The organism is Bradyrhizobium sp. LTSPM299, from assembly GCF_000938235.1.
Taxonomy (GTDB): domain Bacteria; phylum Pseudomonadota; class Alphaproteobacteria; order Rhizobiales; family Xanthobacteraceae; genus Bradyrhizobium.
The window spans coordinates 367,667-393,998 of the sequence record NZ_JYMU01000085.1 but is presented as its reverse complement, the minus strand read 5'-3'; the positions used below and the strand labels follow the sequence as shown (position 1 = coordinate 393,998).

The window sequence follows — 26,332 nt, the reverse complement described above, 5'->3', positions numbered from 1 at the left end:
TGACCGTCTTGGTTGTCAGGCCTCGCCGGACTTCCATGCACCGTGTCTGACTTGGCGGCAAGTCGACTTAGCCAGTGCACAAATTTCACCGCTTGTCTGGAAGCGCTCCGGTTTGCAGGTTCGTGCGCTCAATTCCAGCCTAACCGGGGGAATGAGAGGGGACAAGTAGCGAAAAATAAGCTGTCGTACATTGGACCGAGATAGCGACGCCAACGCAGCACGAAATGTGCAAGCGCGTAGCAGGGGTGAGCTGTGCTGTGCGACAGCGAAGAAGAAGCACGACCATTCCAGCGACGATCGTCTCATTCAATATCGTGGCGGATATTCCCGGCACAGTCACGGTCAAGCGCTGACCAATGTCGCGTCAAACCGTCATACAGGTGTCGCATGTCTGAAGCCGTCACGAGGAACAACCGAAGCTCGGTCGCCGGCGCCGTCGCCTCTCGTCTCTTTGTCCTTGAGCTGAACGCCGGCCGCATTCACTCCATGAATACGGACGGCTCCGACCGCAAGACTATCGTGTCGGATTGCCATTTGCCGGACGGCATCGTCGTGGATACCGAAGCGGGGCATATCTACTGGACCAATATGGGCATCCCAAGCCTGGATGACGGATCCATCGAGCGCGCCGATATCGACGGCAAGAACCGCAAGACAATCGTCCCACAGGGAAACACCCACACGCCAAAGCAGATCATTCTCGATAAAACGGCTGGCAAGCTCTATTGGTGCGACCGCGAAGGTATGCGCGTCATGCGCTGCAATCTCGACGGCTCGCAGCTGGAGACGCTGATCGAAGCCGGCCGCGGCGAGGCCGATAGCCGCGATCAGACGCGATGGTGCGTCGGGCTGACGATCGACCCGAAATTCGGACATCTCTACTGGACACAAAAAGGCCCTGATAATGCCGGGCTCGGCCGCCTGTTCCGCGCCAATCTCGAAATTCCTGCCGGCCAGACTGCAGCGACCAGGTCCGACATCGAGATATTCTACGACGGTCTGCCGGAGCCGATCGATCTCGAGCTCGACGTCAAGAACCGTGTCCTCTACTGGACCGACCGCGGCGACCCCCCGCGCGGCAACACCGTGAACCGGGCCTCGATCGACAACAAGCCCGCCGAACCGGAGATCGTGGTGACCCATCTCATGGAGGGGATCGGCATCGCGCTCGACGTTCCAAACGATCGCATGTTCGTGACCGATTTCGCCGGCTCAGTCTATTTCGCGCGGCTCGATGGATCGGGTGAACGAAATTTCCTCTTCGCCCAGGGCAATCTCACCGGCATCGCCTACGCCGAAATCTGACAACGCATCGGAGAAATGACATGACCGATACCAAGCCTATTCGCCGCATCGCCATCATCGGCACCGGCGTGATCGGCGCGAGCTGGAGCTCGCTGTATCTTGCCAAGGGACTGCAGGTCGTCGCCACCGACCCCGCTCCGAACGCGGAAGCCGCGCTGAGGAAGTTCGTCGAGACCGCCTGGCCTGCGCTGAAACGATTGGGCCTCTCGTCGGGAGCGTCGCAGTCGAACCTGACGTTCACGCCCGACCTTGCCAAGGCGCTCGCCGGCGTCGACCTCGTCCAGGAGAACGGGCCGGAGCGGATCGATTTCAAGCAGAAGCTCTATGGGCAGCTCGATGAGCTGCTACCGCCCGACGTGATCATCGCGTCGAGTTCGTCGGGGCTCACCATGAGCGAAATCCAGAAGGGCGCCGCGTCTCATCCCGAGCGCTGCGTGATTGGTCATCCGTTCAATCCGCCCCACCTGATCCCGCTGGTCGAGATCGTCGGCGGTGCCAAGACCTCGGCAGCAACGATCCAGCGCGCGGATGAATTTTACACCTCGATCGGGCAACGGACGGTGCGCGTCAACAAGGAGATGCCGGGGCATGTCGCCAATCGGCTGCAGGCGGCGTTGAGCCGCGAGATTTATTACCTCGTCGCCGAGGGAGTAGTGAGCGCCGCCGATGTCGACACCGCCCTGTCCTGGGGGCCGGGTCTGCGCTGGGGCGTCATGGGCGGCTTGATGCTCAACCATCTCGGCGGCGGTCCGGGCGGCATCGAGCACTTCTTCCAGCAGTTCACTGGCCCGATGACCGCCTGGTGGAAGACTCTCGGCTCGCCGGTGCTGACTCCGGAAGTGCAAAAGAAGCTGATCGACAGCGTGCATGCCGAGGCGGGCTCGCGCACCATCCAGGAGCTGGAGGCGGAGCGCGACGAAGTTTTGCTCGGCCTGATCGAGCTGCGCAACAAGGTGGCGAGGTCGAGCCGAACGAAATCGCCGGCGTCGGTTGCCTGAGGCAAGGCGCCCTCGGCGAGATCGATCATTACGTCCAATCCGGTCCTTCAACTTTCTAGGCTTCCGAGCCGCAGCGAGGAGAGATTTCCAATGCCCACAGCAACCGCAGCAGGCAAGACCGGCACACCGAGGCCGGTGCCCGTTCCAAATGGCGACTTCTATCAGTTGGTCGACCTTCTCACCCCCGAGGAGAGAGCGACCGTCAAGAAGGTGCGGACCTATATGGAGAGCAAAGTCCAGCCGATCATCAACAAATACTGGTCTGACGACGCCTTTCCGTTCGAGCTTTTGCCATCGTTCAAGGAGCTCGGCATCGGTGGCCTTGGCTTTGAGGGCTACGGCTGTGCTGGCGGCAACCAGAAGCTGTTTGGTTTCGTCGCGATGGAGATCGCACGCACCGACGCGTCGATCTGTACGTTCTGGGGCGTGCACAATGGCTTGGCGATGGGCTCGATCTATCTCGACGGATCGGAGGAGCAGAAGCAGAAATGGCTGCCGCAGATGGCGCGTTACGAAAAGATCGGCTGCTTCGGCCTCACCGAGCCGCTGGTCGGTTCGGGAACGAGCGGCGGCATGACCACGACGGCCAAGCGTGAAGGCGATACCTGGATTCTCAATGGCCAGAAGCGATGGATCGGCAACGCGCCGTGGTGCGATCTCTCCATCATCTGGGCGCGCGATCTCGCCGACAACCAGGTGAAGGGTTTCATCGTCGAGAACAAATCGACACCCGGGTTTAGCGTCGAGAAGATCGAGCACAAGATCGCGCTCAAGGTGGTCCAGAACGGCCAGATCACGCTGAAGGACGTAAGGGTGTCGGAGGCGAACCGCCTGCAGGGCGGCAACTCGTTCCGCGATACCGCCCGCGTGCTGCGGATGACGCGATACATGGTGGGGTGGGCATCGACCGGGATCCAGATGGGCGCATACGAAGCGACCCTCAAATATGCCCAGGAGCGACTGCAATTCGGCAAGCCGATCGCGTCGTTCCAGATGATCCAGGATCTGCTGGCCAAGATGCTCGCCAACCTGACGGCGTGCCAGTGCCTGATGCTGCGGCTGGCGCAGCTGGACGACGAAGGCAAGCTTGACGACCATCATGCGGCGCTGGCGAAGGCGTTCTGCACGGCGAAATCCCGGGAGACGGTCTCGTGGGGGCGCGAGGTCCTGGGCGGCAACGGCATCGTCGCCGACTACAACGTCGCGCGCTTCTTCGCCGATGCCGAAGCGCTGTACTCCTATGAAGGCACCTATCAGATGCAGAATCTGATCGTCGGCAAGGCCATCACTGGTCACGGCGCCTTCATCTGACATCCCGAGCGTCGCCGGCGCTCCGACGCCGGCTGCCCTCCCAATCCAGGAGATACGATTATGGCTTCGCAAGCTGCACCGCTCACCCCTTCGCCTGCAACAGTACCCAACTCCTTGCCGCGGGCAGCGTTGGCGCTTGCGAACGTCCTGTACGAGAAAAAGGGTTCGATCGCCTACGTGACGGTCAATCGGCCCAAGGTGCTCAACGCGCTCAATACGCCGACCTGGACCGATTTGCGCGCCGCATTCGAGGATGCAAAGGCCGACGCGTCGGTACACGGCGTGATCCTCACCGGCGCAGGCGACAAGGCCTTCATCGCCGGCGCCGACATCAGCGAACTTGCACATGTCGATGCCTACGATGCCGAAGAGTCCAGCCGGTTCGGGCAGGGTGTGCTGGACCTCATCGAAAACCTTGGCAAACCGGTGATCGCAGCGATCAACGGCTTTGCGCTCGGCGGCGGCTGCGAGACGGCGATGGCCTGCACGATGCGGATCGCGGTGGAGCACGCCAAATTTGGGCAACCCGAGGTCAAGCTGGGCCTGTTGCCCGGTGGTGGCGGAACGCAGCGCTTGCCGCGTCTGGTGGGCAAGGGGCGTGCGTTGCAGCTGATCCTCACGGGCGAGACGATTTCCGCACAGGAAGCCTATCGCATCGGCCTCGTCAACGAAGTCGTTCCTGCGGCCGGCCTGATCGACCGTGCCGAGACGATTCTGAAGCAGATCGCGGCCAATGCGCCGATCGCTGTGAAGTTCTCGCTGGAGGCGGCCAACAAGGGGATGGACACCAGCCAGGCCGAGGGGTTCGCGCTCGAGGCGTCCTATTTCGGAATCTGCGCGGCAACGGAAGACAAGAAGGAAGGCACAACGGCCTTCCTCGAAAAACGCGCGCCGCAGTTTCGCGGTCGGTGAAACATTCCACATACGGCGATTTGGAAGGGACAGCTATGGCAAGCGACAATATCTTCTCTGGACTGAAAGTGGTGGATCTCGCGAGCTTCATCGCAGGCCCCAGCGCCGCGGTGATCCTGTCGGATTTCGGTGCCGACGTCATCAAGGTGGAGCCGCCGAGCGGCGAACTGTGGCGCCATGCCAACCATCTCCCGCCGCAGCCGGTCGCCGAGGATGCCTACCCCTGGCACCTTGCCAATCGCAACAAGCGTGGCATCGCCCTTGATCTGAAATCCCCGAGCGCCCATCAGGTTCTCGAGAAGCTGGTCAAATGGGCCGACGTTCTCATCGTCAACACGCCGCATCCCGCGCGTGCACGATTGAAGCTCGAATATCAGGATGTTGTGCAGTGGAATTCGCGGCTGATCTACGCGGACATCTCAGGCTTCGGCGACAAGGGGCCGGATGCGAATCTCCCCGGCTTCGACATAACGTCCTATTGGGCACGCAGCGGTTTGCTGTCGATGACGCGCGATGCCGGCGCGCCGCCGACCTGGCCGGTCGCCGGCAGCGGTGACAATGCCACCGCCGTCGGGCTTTATTCGGCGATCGTCACGGCCCTTTATCGTCGCGAGCGGACGGGGGAGGGGGCGCATGTCACGACCTCGCTGCTTGCCGAAGGCGTGTGGTCCGCCAGCGTCTCGATCCAGGCAGCGCTTTGCGATGCGAAATTCTTCGGGCTGCACGATCGCAAGAATCCAGCGAATGCGGCGATGAACGTCTGGCGCGCCAAGGATGACACCTGGTTCGTTCTCATCATCACGCCCGACAAGCTGGCGGCCGTCGCCAAGGCCATCGGCCGCCCTGACCTTCTGACCGATCCCCGCTTCTCCGATCCGGCGAAGCTGACGGCGAATATGCCACAGCTCACGGCGATCCTCGACGAGATATTCTGTGGCGAGCCGATGGCCCACTGGTACGAGGTGTTCAATGGCGTCCACGTGACGTTCGGAGCGGTACGTGGGCCGCAGGAGGTGATCAACGATCCTCAGCTCCAGGCGAACGATATCATCGTTCCGCTTAGTGGTGCCGGCGGCAAGCTGACGTCCACGATCAGCAGCCCGATGCAGGTGCATGGCGTCGCCAAAGTACCCGCCAAGCGCGCCCCGAAGATTGGAGAGCACAATGAGGAGGTTCTCCGGCAACTCGGATTTAGCGCGGCCGAGATCGACGGTTTGCATGAAAGCGGTGCGATTCCGAAAGCAAAGGAACATGCGGCCTAGCTCGGCGACACGCTCCGGGCGGCGGCAGCCGCCCCGAACCTCGATTTGCCATGAAATTCAGCAAACAAACCCGGAATTTGACAATGGATGATATCATTACCGAACACGCGGGAAGCGTCTTGCGCGTCCAGTTCAACCGCCCGACAAAGCGGAATGCGATGACGTCAGCCATGTACGTGGCTCTCGCCGGCATCTTCAACAAGGCGGCGAGTGACGAGAGCACGCGTGTCGTGCTTTGGCATGGCGCGGGAGATTCGTTCTGCGCGGGCAACGATATCGAGGATTTTCTCAAGAATCCTCCAGGGCCGGGCGAATCGCCACAAGCCGGCCTCATGCATGCGTTCGTCAACTTCGACAAGCCAGTCGTGGTGGCGGTCCACGGCGCCGCCATCGGTGGCGGCACCACCATGCTGACGCACTGCGACTTCATTTACGCGGGCGAGAGCGCGAAATTCCAGATGCCCTTCATCAATCTTGCTGTCGTACCGGAGTTCGGATCGAGTTGCTCGGTGCCGGCGCGGATCGGTCAGCTCCGTGCCGCGGAGCTGATTTTGTTGGGATCTCCGTTTGATGCCGGGCGGGCCGCGGAGTTGGGTCTGGTGACCGAGGTCGTATCCGACAAGGACGTCTTGGTAAAGGCGACCGAAACGGCCCGGAAATTGGCAGCGAAGCCGGCCGCAGCGCTGCAAGCCAGCAAGAGGCTCATGAAGCAGCCATTTCGCGAGCAGATCAAGGCCGCAATGAAGGCCGAGAACGAAGAGTTCAGCGTGCAAGTCCGCTCTGAAGACGCAAAGGAGGCGTTCTCGGCTTTCCTGGAAAAGCGCAAGCCCGACTTCACGAAGAGCACGAAATCTCCGGCGACCGCATGAACGTGGATAAACCGATGAACGTGTGCGTATTGGTTGGGAGTCTGCGGAAGGCTTCGATCAACGGGATGCTGGCGAATGCGCTGATATCACTCGCGCCATCTTCGATGACGCTTGAAATTGTCGAGATCGGGCAATTGCCGCTGTTCAATCAGGATCTCGAGACCGGCGCTTCGCCCGCGCAATGGACCGCGTTCCGGCAGCGCGTCAGGGCCGCTGACGCGGTGCTGTTCGTCACGCCTGAATATAACCGTTCGGTGCCGGCGGCTCTCAAGAATGCACTGGACGTCGGCTCCAGGCCGTATGGAAGCAGCGTCTGGGACCGCAAACCCGGTGCGATCATGAGCGGCTCGCCGAGCGCGATCGGAGCCTTCGGTGCCAATCACCATCTCAGGCAGTCGCTCGTGTTTCTGAACGTGCCGACCATGCAGCAGCCCGAGGCCTATGTCGGCCATGCCGACAAGCTGTTCGATGAACATGGCAAGCTCGTCAACGATGGCACCCGTAAATTCCTGCAGGAGTTCATGCAGGCGTTCGCGAATTGGGTCGAGACGATCCGCTCTTAAGGTCAGTGCATCCGATGGCTTGCGGCGAGCGCGGGCGGCGCATCGAAATCGCGGGGTGAGGCTCAAAATCGCATTGGACGCATCTGCTCGAATTCGTCGTGGCACGCCTCGCTGAAGCCTCGCAACAGATCGATCGTGCCATCGATAGCCATCTTGCGCAGTTCGACGAAGCTCTTGTCCGGCTCCAAATAGGTGTCCAGGATTTTTCGGGCAATATCTTCGGCACGATGGAGCACCGGCTTTGAAGATATCGCTCGCATCGCACTCAGCTTCGCGTAAAGACCGACAAGGCCGGGAATGTCGGGCTCATCGTGCTGGAGCGCGTCAATGTAACATTTGGCCGCGCCTTCGATGAAATCCCTGTAAAGGGTCTGCCGGCGGCTTTTCTCGTGAAGTATCCATTCGACGCGGATCTGGCTGCGGTGGTTCAGCCAAGTCGCAATTCCGCTCGTCAAGCCGCCGACGGCTGCTCCGGTGAGGGCGGCGAGTGCCGAGATGATGGAGACGTCCACGGGTGCAATCCCCAACCAACTGCCGGATAGTGACGACTACCGGGCCTCACTGCTGCGACGCGGACGATCAGGGCCCTTCGGAAATCAGCCGTGAGCTCCGTTGCCCGGACAGATAAGACCAGAACCATTGCGTCTGAACGCGGAACCGGTTCTGAAGCTGCGGCAGCGCGAGCACGTGTAGTGCCGCCCACACCAGCCAGGTCACAAAGCCGCTGCTGCGCAAGCGGCCGGACTCGAGGATGGCGAAGTTCTTGCCGACCACCGCCATATTGCCTTTGTTGCGGTATCGAAACGGCCGGCCGTCCTTGCGCCCCCTGACTCGGTTGGTGATGACTTGCCCGACAAATCGGCCCTGTTGAATGGCTGCTTGCGCCACTCCGGGGACGGGGTGACCATCCTGGGTCATCGCGGCGGCGTCGCCCGCTACAAACACGTTGGGCGCCTCGGGAATGTCCATGAAAGCGCCAACGAGCGCGCGCCCGGCACGGTCGGTCTGCGTCCCCAGCATTTTCACAACCGGCGAGGCGCTGACGCCTGCCGTCCAGAGCACGGTGGCGCTGGGAATCCGCTCGCCGGCCGCGATCACGCCCTGGTCGTCAACTTTCTCGACCTTTACGCCCGTCGAAACCTCGACGCCGAGCTTCGTCAGCCGCTTTGCTGCTTTTCGCGATAGCGGCTCTGCAAAGGTCGGAAGAATACGAGCACCGCCGTCGAGTAACAGAATTCGGCTCTTGGCGGGGTCGATCCTGCGGAAATTGTTGTGCAGGGTCACCGAAACCAGTTGAGCGATCGAGGCGGCGAGCTCGACGCCGGTCGGGCCACCGCCTACCAACACAAAGGTCATTTGCCGAGCACGCTCGTTCGGATCATCGGTCGATTCAGCCAATTCGAACGCGCTCAGGATCTTGGTTCGGATCGCTTCAGCGTCGTTGAGACTCTTGAGGCCCGGCGCGAATCGCGCGAACTCGTCATGACCGAAGTAACTCGGCCGCATTCCGCTGGCGATGAGCAGGAAGTCGTAGTCGAGTTTCCGGCTGCCAACGCCCGGACAAATGGTCTCGACCGTGCGGGCTCCGAGATCGAGCCCCTTAACCTCGGCCAGCAACACGCTGAGGTTCTTCTGTTTCGCCTCGAGTTGACGGATCGGCGCCGCGATCTCGGCGGGCGACAAAACAGCGGTGGCGACCTGGTACAGCAGTGGCTGAAAGATATGGTGATTACGCCGATCGATCAGCGTGATTTCGACATCGGCGCGTTTTAGCGCGCGCGCTGCCGCGATACCGGCAAAGCCACCGCCGACGATCAAGACGCGTTTCTTGCCCGGATCCGCCTTTAATACAGTTGGCTTCTCTTGCGGAAAGGATTTGGTCAGAACTGTAGTCATGGGTACACCGACGCTCTCTGGGGCTAGCCCCCCGATTGGCATTGGTACGGCGGGGCCTCACGCTATTCTTGGACCGCGCTGCGGCACGTTGAACGATCGTGCCTCATCATGCGGAGGAGGCACTACACGTTCGAGCAGCGCGCGCTGGAGGATCAGCCCGACTTCACGGCCATTCAAATTCATCAATTGCGTTGCGCGGTCCAGTAGCCAGAGCATCGCGTGCCCGCCGCGCTGCCGTTCCATCTTCCGCGACCCGCGGTTCCGGAAAGCCGGCCCGTGCCGGACGCAAATTTGTCGTGAACCGTTACTGACGCACGAACGGAACCGGATTTGGCGACGTATCCCTTGAATTTTACGAGATTGGGATGGGTCACAACGCCGTTGGAAATATTGACGGTGAAGTTATAGGCGGGATCGCAGGTGCCCGTTTGCGTCACGAAGACGAGGTCCCAGGAGCCGTCGTAGGCGGAGCGCGCGTGCGCCAACGATGCCGGAGTGACTAGGCAGGCGACTGCAATGATCCAGAGCGAAGGTGTCTTCATTGATAGCTCTCCGTCAGGTGCAGCGGTCGCTTCCAGGTAAACAAAACAGACCTCGTCGATCAGAGCTGGGAAGCGGCCTGTTGCGGTTGTTCGAACAGGGTCTGCTTTAGGAAGAGCTGGCGCAGCGCGCTTGTTGAAATGTGCTCGAACTATCCTGAAACGTGCGATCGCGGCGCGGCTCGTTAGATCGGAACCCGACAGCTGACAGTTTTGAGCATGATTGGCCCCAATCGAGCAGCCGCGTTCAATCGCTGCCGAAACTGACGACGCATATTGAATGCACACAGCGACAATTGTCCGAACTGAGCACGACAGCTCTTATTTTACGAACTCGGAGCGGCGAGATGAACGTCAAATCCATTGCTGGCGAGCTTGGGGAAAGACGAGCTCACCTTGCACTGTCGCCCCATTCGGCTCCTGCGTTGGCGGACCATCGGAGCTTGTACGACTTTATCGCCCTCACAAAGCCACGGGTGATGATGCTTGCCGTCTTCACCGCGCTGGTCGGATTGAGCCGCGCTCCGGTTCGACTTGACCCGCTAACCACCTTTGTCGCGGTTTGTGCCATTGCCGCGGGAGCTGCGGCCGCCGGCGCACTCAACATGTGGTACGACGCCGATATCGATGCGGTCATGACCCGCACTGCGATGCGGCCAATTCCCCGGGGCAAGGTCCCCCGGTTCGAAGCGCTTGTCTTTGGTCTCGTTCTGAGCGCGCTGGCAGTGGTGGTTCTGGCCTTGGCGACGAATCTCACAGCAGCCGCATTGTTGGCCGGAACGATCCTCTTTTACGTTGTCGTGTACACGGTGTGGCTGAAGCGGGCTATGCCACAGAACATCGTCATCGGCGGCGCCGCTGGCGCGCTGCCGCCGGTGATCGGCTGGGCGGCAGCAACCGGAGACGTCGGGCTCGAGCCGCTTGCGCTGTTCCTCATTATCTTTCTTTGGACGCCGCCCCATTTCTGGGCTCTGGCGCTCAATCGCACCGATGATTATGCCCGTGCCGGCGTCCCCATGTTGCCGGTCGTTGCGGGAAGGGCTGCAACGACGCGTCAGATCCTGATCTATAGCAGCCTCCTGGTCCTGGCCTCGGAGCTGCCCTGGGTGCTCGGATTTGCAGGGACCATTTATGGCGCGCTCGCCGCGATCTGCGGGGCACTTTTCCTTCTGCTCGCACTCCAGCTGAACAGAAGCATCGAGGCTGATCGCCATGCGGCTCGCAGGCTGTTCGTGTTCTCGATCGTCTATTTGTTCGTGCTGTTTACCGGTCTTCTGATCGACCGCGGCGCATTCTCGTCCACGCGATCGTCGCATGGTGACCGTGGCGTCTCGGTGCATGCCGAACGGCCTTCAGGCGCGGACTGCAGCGCATGCCGCATCGCCAACTTCAGCGAGGTCTAACATGCGATACGGTTTGGTTGCCGCTGTCCTGATCGGCGTCGCGACACTCGGCGGCTGCGCAGAAGGCGTGCTCGACCCTAAAGGGCCGATTGCCGCCGCCGACCGGCAAATTCTGCTCAACTCGCTTGGCATCATGCTGGCGATCGTGATCCCGGTGATCGTTGCCACGCTTGGCGTTGCGTTCTGGTTTCGTGCATCGAATGAACGCGCGCGCTATCGGCCAGATTTCGCGTATTCCGGCCGCCTCGAGATGCTGGTCTGGTCGATCCCGGCCATGACCGTGTTTTTGGTTGGCGGCGTCGCGTGGGTCGGCTCACACGAGGTGAGCCCGCGCAAACCGATCGTATCCACGGTGAAGCCGCTGCGGGTCCAGGTCGCCTCGCTCGACTGGAAATGGCTGTTCATCTATCCCGATCAGGGCGTCGCGAGCGTCAATCGACTGATTGTTCCGGTCGGCACGCCGGTCAGTCTGGAGCTGACGTCGTCGGGCGTGATGAACAGCTTCTTTGTGCCGCAGCTTGGCAGCCAGATCTACACCATGGCGGGAATGATCACCCGTCTTCATCTACAGGCCGACCATTCGGGAACGTATCGCGGGTTTTCTGCCCAGTTCAGCGGCGAAGGCTTTGCCGACATGCATTTCGACGCCGACGCCGTTCCGGACGAAAAGTTTGCACAGTGGATTGACGTAGCGCGTAGCGCCGGTCCGGAACTCGACGGGCAGAGCTACGCGCAGCTGGCCAAGCCAAGCGCGGCGGTCGCGCCATTCACCTACCGCTCCGTCGCGCCCGGTCTATTCAACAGCATCCTGGTTTCCGAAATGCAATCCGACGACGCGATGTGCCGCAAAGACCCGACGTCAATGAGGGCGGAAAAATGAATCTACTCGGCAAGTTGGATTGGAGCGCGATTCCGTTCGACCAGCCCATCATCATGGGCGCGTCTGGCGGCATGGTCCTGGTCATCGTAGCCATCCTTTCGTGGGTCACCCTCAAGGGTTACGTGCCTTACCTCTGGCGCGAGTGGATCACCTCGGTTGACCACAAGCGCATCGGCATCATGTACATCATCCTTGCGCTGATCATGCTGCTGCGCGGCTTTGCCGATGCCATCATGATGCGGGCGCAGCAGGCGGTCGCCGCGGGTGGTGCGCAGGGATATCTGCCGCCCGAACACTTCGACCAGATCTTCTCGGCGCATGGCACGATCATGATCTTCTTCATGGCGATGCCGTTCGTGATCGGGATGATGAATTTCGTGGTGCCGCTGCAGCTCGGCGTCCGCGACATGGCATTTCCGACCCTGAACTCGGTGGCCCTTGGGTTGACTGCGTCGGGCATCCTGCTGACGAATATTTCGCTGACGGTCGGCGAGTTCTCGAAGGCCGGCTGGGTTGCCTATCCGCCGCTGAGCGAGCTGCAATATTCGCCCGGCGTCGGCGTCGACTACTATCTCTGGGCGCTGCAAATCTCCGGCGTCGGCACGTTGATGACGGGCATCAACTTCGTCGCGACCATCCTGAAAACGCGCGCGCCGGGGATGAGCTATATGCGGATGCCGGTGTTCTGCTGGACGTCGCTCGCCGCGAACCTCCTCATTGTCGCGGCGTTTCCGGTCCTGACCGCCACCCTGGCGATGCTGCTGCTGGATCGTTACCTCGGCTTTCACTTCTTCACGATCGACGGCCAGGGCAACGCGATGATGTATGTCAACCTGTTCTGGGTCTGGGGGCACCCTGAGGTCTACATCCTGGTGTTGCCGGCCTTCGGGATCTTCTCCGAGGTCGTCTCGACGTTCTCTGGCAAGCCGCTGTTTGGTTACCGCTCCATGGTTGCCGCGACGATGGCGATTTGCGTGCTGTCATTTATTGTTTGGCTGCACCACTTTTTCACCATGGGCGCCAGCGCCAACGTCAATGGCTTCTTCGGGGTCATGACCATGATCATAGCGGTGCCGACTGGTGTCAAAGTCTTCAACTGGCTGTTCACGATGTATGGCGGCCGCATCCGGTTTACCGTGCCGATCTTGTGGTCGATCGGCTTTATGGTGACGTTCGTGATCGGCGGCATGACCGGCGTGTTGATGGCGGTGCCTCCCGCGGACTTTCAGCTACACAACAGCCTGTTCCTGATCGCGCATTTCCACAATGTCATCATTGGTGGCACGGTGTTCGGCTTGATGGCCGGGTACAACTACTGGTTCCCCAAGGCATTCGGATTCAAGCTCGACGAACGTTGGGGCAGAATTTCGTTCTGGTGCTGGCTGATCGGCTTCTACGTCGCTTTCATGCCGCTCTACGCGCTTGGTCTGATGGGCATGACCCGCCGCATGCAGCATTACGATGTCGCCAGCTGGCAACCGTGGTTGGTGGCCGCGGCGGTCGGCGTCGTCATTATCCTCGCGGGGATCGTCAGCCAGGTTATCCAGCTTGTGGTGTCGATCCGCGACCGCGACCGGCTGAAGGTGACCGCAGACCCATGGAACGGCCGCACCCTGGAATGGGCGACCGCTTCGCCGCCGCCGGCATGGAATTTCGCCGTGCTTCCACAGGTCAGAGATCTCGATGCTCTCTGGAACAAGAAGCAGCGCGAGCGCACGCAGGCCCAGCCGGCGCAGGAGCGAAAATTCGAACCGATCGAGGTACCGAAGAACAGCGCGACCGGCTTCATCGTTGCGTTTTTTTCCGTCGTCGCCGGCTTTGCGATGATCTGGCACATCTGGTGGATGGCGGGTGTGGGGGTGATCGGAATCTTTCTGACCATGCTTGCCTTCGCGTTTCGCGATGAAGAAGAAATCGAGATTCCGGCTGAGCAAATTGCGCGTTTCGAACGGGCAAATCCGGTGGAGATTGCAGTATGAACGTTGCTGTCGCCGTGCATGATGAGGTTCGTTACGAAGCGCGACCGGGTGCAGGTGAGGCCGGTCCCGCTACCAAGCGGGTCGTCGTTGGCTACGGCTTCTGGGTCTTCCTGCTGAGCGACATCGTGATGTTTTCGGCAATCTTTGCCGCTTACGCGGTGCTCAACCATGCGACCGCCGGCGGGCCAAGCGGCGTGCAGCTGTTCAACCAGCGCAGCGTGGCAATCGAAACCGGCTGCCTTCTCGCATCGAGCTACACTTGCGGACTGATGTCCCTGGCGATCGGCTCGCGGCGTTATGCCGCCACTTATTGGGCTGCCCTTATTACCTTTGTGCTGGGGGCGTTGTTCCTGGCGCTGGAGCTGCGGGAGTTCGCCGGCATGATCGCCATCGGTGCGGGCCCGCAACGCAGCGCATTCCTCTCCGCCTTCTTTACGCTTGTCGGCTGCCACGGGCTGCATGTCACCGCCGGCCTGGTCTGGCTGGTGGTGATGATGGCCCAGGTTGCCGTCAGGGGATTTCGCCAGACTGTGGAGCGGCGCCTGCTTTGCTTCTCACTGTTCTGGCATGCGCTCGACATCGTCTGGGTCTGGCTGTTCACCGTGGTCTATCTGATGGGAGTCCTTTCATGACCGACACACAGTACGATCGCGCGCCCGGAGACGCATCAGCACTTCCCGACGTGGAACAGGGCGCGTCGTCCGGCGTGCTTGTCTACACGATCGGATTAGGGCTCGCGGTCGGCCTCACAGCTCTGTCGTTCTGGGTCGCCAACACGTCGCTGCTCTGGGTCGGGGGCATCTCTCTCGGCCTGACGGTCCTCGCGATCGCGCAAATGGGCGTCCACCTGGTGTTTTTCCTGCATGTTACCACGGGGCCGGATAACACCAACAACGTGATGGCGCTGGCGTTTGGTGTGTTGATCGTCGCTCTGGTTGTCGTCGGATCGCTGCTGATCATGGCGGACCTGAACGACAGCATGATGCCGGCGCCAGAGCTGATGAACCTGCAAATGCAGCACTGAAGGTTGCGCGGTTTCGTATCAGCGTAACATGCGCATGAACCACCAAACGGTCACACGTTCGTCCAAGCGTTGGGAACGAGACCAACGCTAGCATTTCATGTTGAGGTCATGCGCGGCCACTAGGGAGGAGAAATGCTGAAAGGATTCACTGCGCCCCGGTCACCTCTGAGCGCTGCTGCATTGGTCCCGCCGCCTCCCTGGCATTTTGCGGGTGACGTCCTGGCGGTGGAATTCTGGAACGATCCCGATGTGTCGGCCCATATCCTTCCAGCCGGTGTCGAGCTTGACAGGAAATGTCCGGGTCACTCCGTCGCGCTGTTCACGGACTACCAGTTCACCGCGCAGAACGATGAGTATCTGGATCCTGCCAGGTATCAGTGTCGCGGGTTCAGCGTCCTCCTCGACGCGTTTTGGAAGGGGACACGAATAGCGTGGTGTCCATATTGCTATGTCGACAACGATGCTGCGTTGATGAGGGGCTGGATCCAGGGCTATCCGAGAAAGCTCGGGACAGTGCATCAGACCCGTACTTTCGCCACCGCGAGCGCAGCTTCGGCGCCACTCGTGCATGATGGCAGGTTCTCAGCCTGCATGTCGGCTCACGGCCGTTTGTTGGTGCAGGCCCGCGTTACCTTGCACGAAAAGGCCGAGCGACTTGTTGGCCTGCTTGATCGCCGGATCGTGGGACGGCGATATTTTCCGCGGCTCTGTGCCGGCATGCACGACAAGCCGGCCGTCGATGAACTCGTTCGATGTGTCTCGAACCAGCTCCTGATCACGAACGTCTGGAGCGGCTCGGGCGAGCTTAATTTTCCAGAGGCCTATGGCGAAGAGCTGGAAGTGTTGGGGCCGCTGAAGGTGGGGCGCGGATATCGCTTCTCGTTTTCCTATTCCGTCACCGATATCGAGATCCTGGCAGACCTTACCGCCTAGCAGTCGCGGCGGATCCCAACGTTCTGGTTTTGCGGCAAGAATAGACAAGTCGACGCACTTCAAGCAAATCAATTGCGGCTGGTCTCGGTAGCTTCTTTACCGAAAGTGATGCATCGGAAAACGGGAATGCTCAGGGGCTTTACAGTTCCGAAATCGCCATTCGGTCAGGCCGCGCTAACTCCGCCTCCACCCTGGCACTACGCCGGCGACGTTGTCGGAGTCGAGTTCTGGACGGACGCCGACGCGACGGCGGCGACATTGCCGAATGGTCTTTCCCCGGATCCGAAGTCAAACGGTCACGCCGTCATGATGTTCCTGGATTGGCAATTCACGGCACAGGACGACGAATATCTAGAGCCGGCCCGTTATCAATATCGCGAGGCGTTTATTTTGGTCGACGCCATGTATCGCGACGAGCCGGTGATGTGGTGCCCCTACATTTATGTCGACAATGACGCTGCGCTGGCGCGCGGTTGGACGCAGGGATTTCCCAAGAAAATGGGGAGCATTTTTCAGACGCGCTCCTTTGCGGCGTCAGGTCCCGCCGCAGCGCCGGTGGCACCTGGCAGCCGGTTTGGCGCCAGTCTTTCGGCGCACGGCCAACGTCTTGCGGAAGCCTGCGTCACCTTGCACAGGCCAGTCGCGAACGGAATATCTCTCCTCAGCCGACCCACGGTCCTATTGCGATACTTTCCGAGACTGGCGGCCGGATACCAGGACAAGCCAGCGGTAAACGAACTAGCGATGTCGATCACCGACGATCTCACGGTTACCGGCGCATGGATCGGGCAGGGCGAACTTAACTTTCCGGAAGCGAATGGCGAAGAACTCAACGCGCTCGCGCCGAAAAGGATCGAGTCCGGGTTTCGTTACTCAGTTTCCTACTCAGTCAGCGATCTGAAGATCCTCGAGGACCACGGCTCGTAGGTAACTGAAAGGACTCTCACTGTGACGGCGAAGCGTACACTCCCACGCTTTGCCGGGAGGGTCTTCGCGGCCCCCCTCCGGCCGGCTGAGACCCTCGGCCGAGGCGCTGGTGCGGACCTCGCGTCATTCATCGCATTTTCGATTTGGGCGCTTGCCGAGGTGTTCTGAATTGTTACGCCGCCGCGTTATAAAGCACACAACATATTGATATTCAAAACGAAAATCGTTCAGTGCGGTGCGGCAGCATTAACCTTCCATAACGCTGATTAACGAGCCAGAAGGCGCTCGCTGCTGCACTCTCCCGCCGATCCGAAGCTTCGGATGGTTCGGGGAGGGAGTGACCATGGAAGGATTTCAAGCCACCACACCAGAGTCTGTCCCTGCAGAGGATCAACAGTTTCACTTGGTTGCTAACAGCGTGGCCAAGCTGCTCGAAACCGCAAGGCGGGAGTTGGGGCGCGATCAGGAGGCGGCCAAGGCGTCGCTAGCGACGGCATCGCACATCCTGCAAGCGGAGATCGAACGTTGTTCGGGCGCTAACGGCCTCACGAGGGGCGGTCTGGCGGCCTGGCAGATCCTTCGCGTACGAGCTTACATTGACGACAACCTACACCGCACCATCCACATCCGGGATCTCAGTGCGGTCGCACGTCGGAGCCCGGCGCACTTCTCCCGGAAATTCAAACTGGCGGTTGGCGAGTCGCCACATGCCTACGTGGTGAGAAGGCGTCTGGAGAAAGCCTGCCACCTGATGATCACCGGGGCGGCGTCTCTGAGTGAAATCGCGTTGAACGTGGGCTTTTCGGATCAAGCACATTTATGCAGGCTCTTCAGGCAGGCTTTTGGCCAAAGCCCGGCCAATTGGCGACGCGAGCGCGGAACGCCTGGCGAGGTCACCTCAAGAACCGACATGGACGAGAATATCCCATGAGCGATCAGCGCGGCAAAGTGCTGAGCTTCGGCCCTTTCGAGCTGTCGATCCGAAACCGGCTTCTGACAAATGGCGCAAGGGTCGTACCGCTCGGCGCGCGCGCCATGGATCTCCTCATCGTCCTGGTGGAGCAGGCAAACAAAGTCGTCGGCCGGAGAACGCTGACCGAACGGGTTTGGCCACAGCGAGGTGCTGAACAGGTCAGCCTGCGCGTCCATATCTCGGCGTTACGGAAAGCGCTCGATCAGAGTGACCCTGGCAGGCGGTATATCGCGAACGTGCCCGGGCGGGGGTACAGCTTTGTCGTACCCGTGACGTCAGTGTCCGCGCCAGCGTCGGAGGATTTCAAGCCATTATCGAGGTCCCGACTGCCTGCGCGCTCGATGCGGATGCTCGGACGTAGCGGCGCGCTCGCCGAGATCCAGATGAAGCTGGCCGAGCAGAAGTTTGTGACGATCGTCGGGCCCGGCGGCATCGGCAAGACCACGGTAGCGGTGGCGGTTGCCCACGAGATGAGTATCACTTTCAGCAGCAGGATCTATTTCGTCGACTTGAGCGCCGTCGGAGCCGCTTCGCTTGTCGCGCCGAGCATAGCTGCAGCACTCAGCGTGTCGGTGCGAGCAAACAATGTTGTCCCGGCCTTGATCGAATGCCTGCAGGAAAAGCCGGCGCTTATCATTCTCGACGGTTGCGAACGCCTTGTCGACGGGGTATCTGCGGTGGCGGAAGAACTCATTTGTCGTGTCCCGACGCTCCATTTGCTCGCGACCAGCCGGGAGGCCATGCGTGTTGAAGGCGAACATGTCTATGAACTCGGTGGGCTTGAATGCCCTGTGGAGGATGGCAGCCTGTCAGCGCGGGACGCGCTGCAATATCCCTCCATTCAACTGCTGGTCGACCGCGTACGGGCGGTGCGAAGTGACTTCGAGCTGACCGATCCGGATGCGCCGACTGCCGCGAAAATTTGCCGGCGGCTTGATGGTATTCCATTGGCGATCGAACTCGCAGCCTGCAGGGTTGACATATTTGGTCTTGGCAGGACCGCAAGCCTGCTTGACGAGCGACTAAACCTGTCGTGGGTAGGGCGCAGAACCGCGCCGTCGAGACACCAGACGCTGAACGCCACGTTGGAGTGGAGCTACGATCTGCTCGGCGAGGCCGAGAAGCGCGTATTGAGCCGGCTCGGCGTTTTTGCTGGTGGGTTTACCTTCGAAGCGGCGGTCGCCGTTGTCGCCGATGAGACGGTGGATGAAGCAAATGTATCGGATTGCGTTTGGGAGCTTCGTTCGAAATCGATGATTGCCGCTCAGGGACAGGAGGGGCGGCTTTGTTTGCTCGACACCACCCGCGCTTTTGCATTGCAACGACTGGCCGGGAGCGGCGAGCAGAATCTTCTTCACCGCCGCCACGCCCTCTATTTCACCGACCTGTTCAGACAGGGTGCCGGGATGGATGGATCGGGCTGGTCCAAGGGGCTCGAGATAGAGGTCGACAATCTCAGAGCCGCTCTGAATTGGGCGTTCTCTGCCGCGGGCGATGCGAAAGTCGGCGTCGAACTCGCCGCGGCATCGGCAAGCACATGGATGGGTATGGCGCTGCTCACCGAATGCCGGGAATGGATGACAAAGGCCATCAGCCATCTCGATGGCATGAATTCCGGCACACGACAGGAAATGGTCCTTCAATCCGCCCTCGCAAGTTGCATGATGTTCACGGCAGGCATGACGGAAACATCATACGCCACGTGGGCCAAAGCGCTGCTACTCGCCGAGGGGCTTGACGATATCGAACATCAGGTGGACGCCTTGCTGGTGCTGTGGGCCCATGCGTTGCGCGTTCCGAATTATCCGGACGCAATCAAATTGGCGGATCGCTGCGGCGAGGTTACGGAAGGAACCGGCCGCATCGGCGCTGTCGCAACGGCCAACTATATGAGAGGTATAACCTACTACCACGCCGGACGAATTGCGGAAGCTCAAGGTTTGCTGGAATTGTCGCTGCATCGCGATGACGAAGCTTCGCGACAATTGCTGATCAAGCGGTTTGGCTATGATCGCAAGGTCGATAACCTGGCCGGTCTCGCGACCTTGGCCTGGTTACGCGGCTCTCCGGATCAGGCCCGCAGATTCAATCAAATGGCCGTAGCCGAAGCGCGCCAGTCAAATCGGGCCGTGAATCTTTGTGGTGCGCTGACTTTTGCGGGCCTGATTGCATACTGGACAAACCCAGATGACGGCGAAGCGGAGGCGCTCGTGGACGAGCTCTCCGGCCATGCGGGAAAGTACGCTCTGCAGAACTACCAGGGTTTTTGTCTCGGCATGCAGGCTCTCCACAAAATCAGGCGAGGAGGAGGGATCAGCGCCGCGTCGGTGATGTTCTACGCAGGTCTTGAGAAGTTGTCCGCCGCACGCTACGGAATCTTCAACTGGATCTTGCAAGCAGAGTTTGCAAAATCCATGGCGGTTGCGAACTGGCCGAGGGAAGGGCTTGACGCCTTCCTGCGTGCGAAGATCGATCTTGACGAAAGCCGATGGTACGGCCCGGAATTGCACCGCATCAGGGGTGAACTGGCACTGCGTAACGGCGAGGGAGTGGCGGTTGGCAGGCAATATTTCCTGCGCGCGATCGAACTGTCGAACAAGCAGGCGAGCCTGTCGTGGGCGCTCAGGGCCGCGACCAGCCTTGTCATCGCCGAAAAGTCGCTTGGGCGAAAGGAGGCCGCGTGGCGGACCCTGCAAGCCACTTACGTTAAATTTCGCGAAGGCCTTGAGACCGTCGATCTACGGTTGGCCAAGCAGGTGTTGACCGGCTCATACGGGTCCGACAGCGCCATCAACTCGTTACACTGACGCTTGTTACTGGAGGAGGTTTCGGCTAACACTTGATCGGCTGGGAGTGTATTTGCACAAGACCGACGACGAACGGTGCAACGACCGGACCGTCGGCGGGCTTGGCGGAATAACTCATGTCGATTCGACAAATTGGCTCCCCCAGTGCAATGCGGCTCGGTTTTGGCCCATTCGAACTCAACGTCGCCGAGCGTTCCCTCAGGAAGGCGAACCAGGTCATTCCGCTCGGTGGCAGGGCCTACGACATCCTGATTGCGCTTCTTGAAAACGCCGGTGAGGTTGTCCGAAAAGCCGAACTGATCGCGCGGGCATGGCCCGACGTAACGGTCGAGGAAGGCAGTCTTCGCGTCCATCTGTCGGCGCTGCGCAAGGCACTGGGCGATGGTCAGTTCGGTAACAAGTACATTGCGAGCATACCGGGCCAGGGCTACAGCTTCATCGCGCCGGTCGCTCACCTTCCCGTGAACCATGAGAGGGGCAATGCATCCGCGGGAATGTCCAGCCTGCCGCCCGCATTGGGCCGCATGGTCGGTCGCAACAATGTTGTTCTTGAGATTCGGGGTTTGCTCCAGGCCGGACAGCGCCTGATTACAATTCTGGGTGCTGGCGGTATCGGCAAGACGACGGTTGCCCTGTCAGTCGGACACGGGGCGCTGGCCGACTTCTCCGGCGCGGTATTCTTTGTCGATCTTGCCACGGTAAACCAGGAGCATCTCATCGGGGCGATTGCTTCCGCGGTCGGGCTCGGCCCGCAGTTGGTCGATCCAAAGCCGGCGCTGCTTAATTTTCTGCGCCCTCGCAGAGCGCTTATCATTCTCGATAGTTGCGAGCATCTCATCGGGAAAACCGCGAACATCGCCGGCTATATTTTTCAAAATGCTCCTGACATCTGCATAGTTGCGACCAGCAGGGAGGCATTGCACCTTGCTGGCGAACGCGTACATCGTCTTTGTCCACTGGATTGCCCGCCGGATCAGCCGGGGCTGACGGCGTCAGAGGTGATTGCCTATCCGGCCGTACGATTGTTCGCGGAGCGCGTCAGTGCTCGCCGCGGTGAGTTCTCGCTTCGGGACGACGAAGCTCCTATGGTTGCCGAGCTTTGCCGCAAGCTTGACGGCATTCCTCTCGCCATCGAGCTTGCCGCCGGGAGGGCCGCTGTCTTCGGCATTGGGAGTACGGTGGCCAGACTGGGTTCGCGGCTCGATCTCTTGAAGTTCGGCCGGCGAACGGCCAATCCGCGGCATCAAACGCTGATCGCAACGCTGGACTGGAGCTACGACCATCTTTCGGAGATCGAGCGAGTCCTCTTGCGACGGGTCGCAATTTTCGTCGGGCATTTTACGCTGGAGGCGGCGTTCGCTGTCGCGGCAGAAGCGGGGATGGACGGGTCCGAGATCGCGAAGGCGCTGGGCAATCTCGTCAATAAATCTCTCATCTGGGTTTGGACCGGCTCGCGGGGACCGTGTTACCAGTTGCTGGATACGACACGCGCCTATGCGTTGGAGAAGTTGGCCGTCAGCGGCGAACAAGATTCCATCGCCGAACGGCACGCGAGCTTCTCGATCCAAATGCTGGAAAGCAACCCGGTCAATCTCTTCGATCTGGAGTCCACGGAAGCCGCAGCCGACGCCGTGCGAGACGATCTTGGAAATATCCGTGCCGCGCTTGAATGGAGCTTTGGTCTCAATGGAGACGACGTTAAAGCCATAAGATTGGCGGCCGCAGCTTCGCAGCCGCTGCTGGCCATGTCGGATCTTTTGGAATGCAGAAAGTGGATGGAGAGAGCGATCGATCGGATGGCTGCGGACTGTGATCCGCGGGACCAGATGGAAATCCTTGCTTCGCTCGCATTGTCGCTGATGTTCACGGCCGGAAACAGTGAAAGGGTTCGCGAGGCCTTCAATACGGCGCTGACGTTGGCAGAGCGGCTTGAAGATACCTACCATCAATTGCGGCTCCTCAGCGGGCTATCGATGTATCTTCATCGTACAATCGACGCGGCTGGTAGCCTCGAAGTTGCGCTGCGCGCCGAGTCTGTCGCGAAGAAGACGGGAAACCGGGATGATGCGGCCCTTGCGGATGCGATGCTGGGAACCGCGTACTACATGCTCGCCGACCACGTCCGCGCTCCAAAGCACCTCGAACGGGCTCTCCACAGGTCGCAGACTTCCCCACGGTTCAACGCAACTCAATATCTGTTTGATCTACGTACCACATCGCTGTTCAACCTTACCCGATCGCATTGGTTCGCCGGCAATCTTCATAGGGCCGCCGCTTATGCTGAAAGAACCATCGAGGAGGCCGGGAGATCGAACCATCCGATCGCGCTGTGTCGGGCACTTATTCTGACGATGCCGTTCCACTTCTGGATCGGTCAATTGGGAGGGATCGAGAGCAGCCTCTCTGAGCTTGAGCTGACCGCGGAGAAATATTCGTTAGAGCCATTTCGCGCGGTCGCCATTGGCCTGAGGGGACGGCATTTGATTCACATCGGCCAGACAATGGATGGCATACGTCACCTGCAAGATAGCTTGGAGAAGCTACGAAGTCTGCGATACGAGATGCTTGTAACAGATTTTGTTTCCGAGTTGGCGGTTAGTCTGGCGAAGCAAAACGAGCGCAGGCAAGCGTTGGCTCTCATCGATGATTCGATCGCAACCCAGCTGAGCTCGAAGAGGCCTCTTCACCTTCCGGCCCTCTTTTTGGCGAAAGGCATGGCGCTTATGTGCGGGGAAGCCCGGCAGAGTGACCTCGCTCTGGAGTGCTTCAAGGAAGCGATGACCCTGGCCGGGCAACAATCCGCGCTATCGTTCGAGCTGCGGGCTGGCTTGGAACTCGCGCAGCTTTGGATTGGTCGAGGTCAAATCCGAAGAGCCCATGATCTCATCGACCCTGTCTACGGTCGATTTATCGAAGGTCTCACAACACCCGATCTTGTCTTGGCGAGGCAAATCCTCGAACAGACCAGCGCTCCGAACGATGCTTCATTGCGTGGTGACAAGGCCCAGGGTCTGCGCGCGTGATACGGCTTGCGCGCGCCGCTCCACACCCAGCTTGGTGAAAACGCTCTTGAGGTGCGACTTCACGGTTTCCGGACCGATATAAAGGCTCCGGGCGATTTCCTTGTTGGACTGGCCTTCCGCGATCAGCGTGAGAATGTCAGTCTCGCGAGGACTCAATGCGTGCAAAGCCGGGCTCCTGAAGGTCGGTACCAGGCGATCTTGCTGCGCCCTTTGGGAATCGGACAGGAGCCGATCAACATAAGACATTAATTGCGTGCTGATGCTGCCGCTCTGCTGGACCATCTGGACGAGGTCGGAAGTGACCGAACCCGCGTCCAAAATGATCTGATAGAGACCCCCGCCTGCGCAGGCTGCGAGAATGCGGCGAAACCGGTTCGTTGCGTCCGTCGCTTTGCCGAGGCGTAGCTGAAGGGCCGAGATTAGAATCTCAACTCGGATCAGGAAGTAGCGATGGTGGGCCGCTTCGGTTTCGCGCTGTAGCTCCCGAAGGATTGACATTGCCTCCTCAGGACGCTCCCGTTGCCCCAGCAAATGAGCGCGAGCCAGTTTGTGGTCCCATTGAATTTCCGACCATGCACAGGGCCTGGGCGCAGGGTACTTTCTCGCAAGTTGCTCTAGGCGATCAATACATGCGGCGCCTTCATCCACGCGGCCTTCGTTGAGGTAAAGCCGCGCTCGTTCTGCTGTTGCAGCTGCCGTCAGCCGTCCCCAATCCCGTGAGATGCCATGGCTTTCAGCCCGCTCCAGCAGCGTGTGGGCACGTTCGAGGTTCATCCGGGCAGCCGCGACTCTGGCCATCACGAAATAGGCGCTGCGAACGCAGTCGAGCATTGTCCCGGAGTTGATCAGCGATGCGCGATCGATCACCAGGGTTTCTGCCTCGTTCAGGTGGCCCTGCTCGTACAAAATCCGTGCAATCAGACTGGTAGGCAAGGCCGCTGCCACCGAGTGCGTGCCGACATATTGCTCCGCGATTCGCAACCCCTCACGGTAATGAGCCTCCGCCACGGTGAGACGTAGCTGCCGGACCTCTGCGACACCTTGAAGGCAGCGCCGATATACCGATGCGAACACGTTTCTCCGGTCTTCCTCCGGCGAATAGGGCATCCAGGGCGTCGCATGGAACTGCTTGAGGTCACCGGCTTGCATGTGGCCGAAGCGAACGACGTTTGAGGCAACATTCGCGGTCCAGGGATCCGATGAACGGTTCACGCAATCCTGTGCCAGAGGCAGCGCCCGCTCGCTGTCATCCGTCAGCGCGATAGCAACGGAGCGGATTGCCTGGCATGCGCACAGCAAATCGTCCTCGGGCAGCTGCGCAGCAGCGATATCGTTCTCAATTTCAGTTGCGAGCTGCAGGGCCTCATCGGAACGTAGCGCGAGCGCCAATCCCCAGGCGATCGCCAACCTGACCTCGGGCTGACCCCGCAGCAGTTCGTCCGGAAACTGACGCTGCCATTCGAGCAACGTGAAGAGATCGCCACGCTTTATCAAGGCCATTGCGCAATTGTTGATCCAGCCGATCGCACGGTCGGAATCGCCGGCTGCAATCGCGTGCTGAACTGCCTCAGTCCACAATTCGTGGGAGGCATACCAACCTGCGGCGCGTCCGTGCAGCTCGGGAATTGCGATGCCGCGGTCCGCCTTCAGCCGCTGTCTCAAATATTCGGAGAGCAGCGTGTGATAGCGAAACCACGCACCGTCATTGTCGAGCGGAGTGAGCAGCATTCGGCGCTCGGCGAGCGATGCCAGGATCGTGCGGCCCGAGCCCGAACCGGTTACGGCCTCACATAGCGGACCGGAGAGCCGATCAAGAATGGCCGTTCGTAGCATGAAGTCGACCATTTCGACGGGAAGCGTATCCAGCATCTCCGACAAATACGCTGCGATTGGACGCTGCGATCCTGAGAGACTTTGTACGTACTCCTTGAAGGCCAATCCGAACCGTGAGGGCATGGACGCAACAATTCGCAGGGCGGCGGGCCAACCTTCAGTCTTGCGGTGCAGGAGTTGGATGTCGGCAAACGCCAGGACGCCGGGCCTGGCGAGATCCAGAAACGCCTGTGTCTCCTGCATGTCGAATCGCAGGGCTGCGGAATCAATCTCGACCAGCTGATTCTGGGCTCGCAGGGTCGCGAGTGACAGGGGAGGTTCGGTACGCGTCGTAAGCACCACATGACAGTGCGACGGTGCGTGCTTCAGGAAATACGCGACCGTCTGATGGATGCGAGAAGCGCTGAGCCAGTGATAGTCTTCGAGAAACAGGTATACATCATCATCTATCTCTGCCAGATCGTTGATCAGGCTCGACAGGATCACTGTCGGGTCGATCAGGTTGTTCTCGAGGATCAGCCCAATCGCGCCGGCGCCAACCTCCGGACAGGCATGGTGCAGGGCCTGAGATACGTAAAATAGAAACCGCGTGGCCTCGTCGTCGTCTGAATCGATGGTCAGCCACCCAACACAGTTGCCGTCTTGCTCGAGCTGCTCGGCGCAAGCCGCCGCCAGCGAGCTCTTGCCGAATCCCGCCGGCGCCTTGATGACGGCAAGTCGCTTGGCCGGGAGTTCGGACAAGATTGCGGAAAGCCGGGGACGTGCGACCAGCCCGCCGAACCGTGCGGGCAAGATCTTGGTCGCGAGGAATGGCAGCTGTCCACTGGCAGGCAAACAAGCCGTTCCCATCGCAAGATTGCCCGATTGCGGCTCGATCAAGGGCTCCCCCCTTTAT

21 protein-coding genes are annotated in these 26,332 nt (G+C 60.3%); 17 read left to right on the top strand and 4 right to left on the bottom strand.

Annotated features, from left to right (window positions below; genetic code table 11):
• The first annotated feature begins 387 nt into the window (after positions 1-387).
• The 7 genes from UP10_RS37510 (at position 388) to UP10_RS37480 (ending at position 7,220) form a co-directional block, all read left to right on the top strand.
• Entirely contained in the window at positions 388-1,305 is a 918-nt protein-coding gene (locus UP10_RS37510; protein ID WP_044592142.1) for a DUF5050 domain-containing protein, read from the top strand.
• Between the two features lie 20 nt (positions 1,306-1,325).
• Complete coding sequence (locus tag UP10_RS37505; protein ID WP_044592141.1) at positions 1,326-2,303, top strand: 3-hydroxyacyl-CoA dehydrogenase NAD-binding domain-containing protein; 978 nt, start codon at positions 1,326-1,328, stop codon at positions 2,301-2,303.
• Between the two features lie 90 nt (positions 2,304-2,393).
• The gene (locus UP10_RS37500) at positions 2,394-3,614 is read left to right on the top strand and encodes an acyl-CoA dehydrogenase family protein (protein ID WP_044592140.1); all 1,221 of its coding nucleotides are present in this window, start codon (positions 2,394-2,396) and stop codon (positions 3,612-3,614) included.
• A gap of 60 nt (positions 3,615-3,674) precedes the next feature.
• Entirely contained in the window at positions 3,675-4,526 is an 852-nt protein-coding gene (locus UP10_RS37495; RefSeq protein ID WP_082077485.1) for an enoyl-CoA hydratase-related protein, read from the top strand.
• A 35-nt stretch (positions 4,527-4,561) separates the two neighbouring features.
• On the top strand, positions 4,562-5,788 hold the full coding sequence (locus UP10_RS37490; RefSeq protein ID WP_044592138.1) for a CaiB/BaiF CoA transferase family protein: 1,227 nt from the start codon (positions 4,562-4,564) through the stop codon (positions 5,786-5,788).
• 83 nt (positions 5,789-5,871) lie between these two features.
• On the top strand, positions 5,872-6,657 hold the full coding sequence (locus tag UP10_RS37485) for an enoyl-CoA hydratase (protein ID WP_044592137.1): 786 nt from the start codon (positions 5,872-5,874) through the stop codon (positions 6,655-6,657).
• Entirely contained in the window at positions 6,654-7,220 is a 567-nt protein-coding gene (locus tag UP10_RS37480) for an NADPH-dependent FMN reductase (protein ID WP_044592136.1), read from the top strand. Before UP10_RS37485 ends, UP10_RS37480 begins: the two co-directional genes overlap by 4 nt.
• A 62-nt stretch (positions 7,221-7,282) precedes the next feature.
• On the opposite strand, the gene UP10_RS37475 is transcribed toward UP10_RS37480, so the two are convergent.
• From UP10_RS37475 to UP10_RS46180, 3 genes are all read right to left on the bottom strand, one after another.
• On the bottom strand, positions 7,283-7,732 hold the full coding sequence (locus UP10_RS37475) for a hypothetical protein (protein ID WP_044592135.1): 450 nt from the start codon (positions 7,730-7,732) through the stop codon (positions 7,283-7,285).
• 67 nt (positions 7,733-7,799) lie between these two features.
• Positions 7,800-9,038 carry an NAD(P)/FAD-dependent oxidoreductase gene (locus UP10_RS37470; protein ID WP_245322154.1) on the bottom strand — a complete coding sequence of 413 codons (1,239 nt, stop codon included), beginning with the start codon at positions 9,036-9,038 and terminating at the stop codon, positions 7,800-7,802.
• A gap of 260 nt (positions 9,039-9,298) precedes the next feature.
• On the bottom strand, positions 9,299-9,943 hold the full coding sequence (locus UP10_RS46180) for a hypothetical protein (RefSeq protein ID WP_245322153.1): 645 nt from the start codon (positions 9,941-9,943) through the stop codon (positions 9,299-9,301).
• A gap of 59 nt (positions 9,944-10,002) precedes the next feature.
• Between UP10_RS46180 and UP10_RS37460 the strand changes: the two genes are divergently transcribed.
• From UP10_RS37460 to UP10_RS37415, 10 genes are all read left to right on the top strand, one after another.
• On the top strand, positions 10,003-11,058 hold the full coding sequence (locus UP10_RS37460) for a heme o synthase (protein WP_082077483.1): 1,056 nt from the start codon (positions 10,003-10,005) through the stop codon (positions 11,056-11,058).
• 1 nt (position 11,059) lies between these two features.
• Positions 11,060-11,938, top strand: a complete 879-nt coding sequence (gene cyoA / locus UP10_RS37455; RefSeq protein WP_050044018.1) for a ubiquinol oxidase subunit II — start codon at positions 11,060-11,062, stop codon at positions 11,936-11,938.
• A complete protein-coding gene (gene cyoB, locus UP10_RS37450) occupies positions 11,935-13,917 on the top strand; it encodes a cytochrome o ubiquinol oxidase subunit I (RefSeq protein WP_044592133.1) in 1,983 nt (660 codons plus the stop codon). Before cyoA ends, cyoB begins: the two co-directional genes overlap by 4 nt.
• Positions 13,914-14,549, top strand: coding sequence for a cytochrome o ubiquinol oxidase subunit III (cyoC, locus tag UP10_RS37445; protein ID WP_050044017.1), 636 nt, complete (start codon positions 13,914-13,916; stop codon positions 14,547-14,549). The genes cyoB and cyoC overlap by 4 nt, the downstream gene beginning before the upstream one ends.
• Complete coding sequence (locus UP10_RS37440; protein WP_044538345.1) at positions 14,546-14,941, top strand: cytochrome o ubiquinol oxidase subunit IV; 396 nt, start codon at positions 14,546-14,548, stop codon at positions 14,939-14,941. The genes cyoC and UP10_RS37440 overlap by 4 nt, the downstream gene beginning before the upstream one ends.
• A gap of 132 nt (positions 14,942-15,073) precedes the next feature.
• The gene (locus UP10_RS37435) at positions 15,074-15,874 is read left to right on the top strand and encodes an acetoacetate decarboxylase family protein (protein WP_044592132.1); all 801 of its coding nucleotides are present in this window, start codon (positions 15,074-15,076) and stop codon (positions 15,872-15,874) included.
• Between the two features lie 72 nt (positions 15,875-15,946).
• The gene (locus tag UP10_RS37430) at positions 15,947-16,801 is read left to right on the top strand and encodes an acetoacetate decarboxylase family protein (protein ID WP_245322152.1); all 855 of its coding nucleotides are present in this window, start codon (positions 15,947-15,949) and stop codon (positions 16,799-16,801) included.
• A 343-nt stretch (positions 16,802-17,144) separates the two neighbouring features.
• Entirely contained in the window at positions 17,145-17,732 is a 588-nt protein-coding gene (locus UP10_RS37425) for a helix-turn-helix domain-containing protein (RefSeq protein ID WP_050044016.1), read from the top strand.
• A complete protein-coding gene (locus tag UP10_RS37420; protein ID WP_044592131.1) occupies positions 17,729-20,581 on the top strand; it encodes an ATP-binding protein in 2,853 nt (950 codons plus the stop codon). Before UP10_RS37425 ends, UP10_RS37420 begins: the two co-directional genes overlap by 4 nt.
• A gap of 116 nt (positions 20,582-20,697) precedes the next feature.
• Positions 20,698-23,604 carry an ATP-binding protein gene (locus UP10_RS37415; protein ID WP_082077480.1) on the top strand — a complete coding sequence of 969 codons (2,907 nt, stop codon included), beginning with the start codon at positions 20,698-20,700 and terminating at the stop codon, positions 23,602-23,604.
• Here the strand turns inward: UP10_RS37415 and UP10_RS37410 are convergent.
• A complete protein-coding gene (locus tag UP10_RS37410) occupies positions 23,566-26,316 on the bottom strand; it encodes a winged helix-turn-helix domain-containing protein (RefSeq protein ID WP_156180641.1) in 2,751 nt (916 codons plus the stop codon). The genes UP10_RS37415 and UP10_RS37410 overlap by 39 nt on opposite strands.
• Positions 26,317-26,332 lie beyond the last annotated feature (16 nt).

Coding starts and splice junctions, on each gene's coding strand:
- UP10_RS37500 (WP_044592140.1), top strand. CDS start 2,394: ATGCCCACAGCAACCGCAGCAGGCAAGACCGGCACACCGAGGCCGGTG.
- UP10_RS37425 (WP_050044016.1), top strand. CDS start 17,145: ATGGAAGGATTTCAAGCCACCACACCAGAGTCTGTCCCTGCAGAGGAT.
- UP10_RS37510 (WP_044592142.1), top strand. CDS start 388: ATGTCTGAAGCCGTCACGAGGAACAACCGAAGCTCGGTCGCCGGCGCC.
- cyoC (WP_050044017.1), top strand. CDS start 13,914: ATGAACGTTGCTGTCGCCGTGCATGATGAGGTTCGTTACGAAGCGCGA.
- UP10_RS37420 (WP_044592131.1), top strand. CDS start 17,729: ATGAGCGATCAGCGCGGCAAAGTGCTGAGCTTCGGCCCTTTCGAGCTG.
- UP10_RS37440 (WP_044538345.1), top strand. CDS start 14,546: ATGACCGACACACAGTACGATCGCGCGCCCGGAGACGCATCAGCACTT.
- cyoA (WP_050044018.1), top strand. CDS start 11,060: ATGCGATACGGTTTGGTTGCCGCTGTCCTGATCGGCGTCGCGACACTC.
- UP10_RS37490 (WP_044592138.1), top strand. CDS start 4,562: ATGGCAAGCGACAATATCTTCTCTGGACTGAAAGTGGTGGATCTCGCG.
- cyoB (WP_044592133.1), top strand. CDS start 11,935: ATGAATCTACTCGGCAAGTTGGATTGGAGCGCGATTCCGTTCGACCAG.
- UP10_RS37435 (WP_044592132.1), top strand. CDS start 15,074: ATGCTGAAAGGATTCACTGCGCCCCGGTCACCTCTGAGCGCTGCTGCA.
- UP10_RS37415 (WP_082077480.1), top strand. CDS start 20,698: ATGTCGATTCGACAAATTGGCTCCCCCAGTGCAATGCGGCTCGGTTTT.
- UP10_RS37505 (WP_044592141.1), top strand. CDS start 1,326: ATGACCGATACCAAGCCTATTCGCCGCATCGCCATCATCGGCACCGGC.
- UP10_RS37495 (WP_082077485.1), top strand. CDS start 3,675: ATGGCTTCGCAAGCTGCACCGCTCACCCCTTCGCCTGCAACAGTACCC.
- UP10_RS37460 (WP_082077483.1), top strand. CDS start 10,003: ATGAACGTCAAATCCATTGCTGGCGAGCTTGGGGAAAGACGAGCTCAC.
- UP10_RS37480 (WP_044592136.1), top strand. CDS start 6,654: ATGAACGTGGATAAACCGATGAACGTGTGCGTATTGGTTGGGAGTCTG.
- UP10_RS37485 (WP_044592137.1), top strand. CDS start 5,872: ATGGATGATATCATTACCGAACACGCGGGAAGCGTCTTGCGCGTCCAG.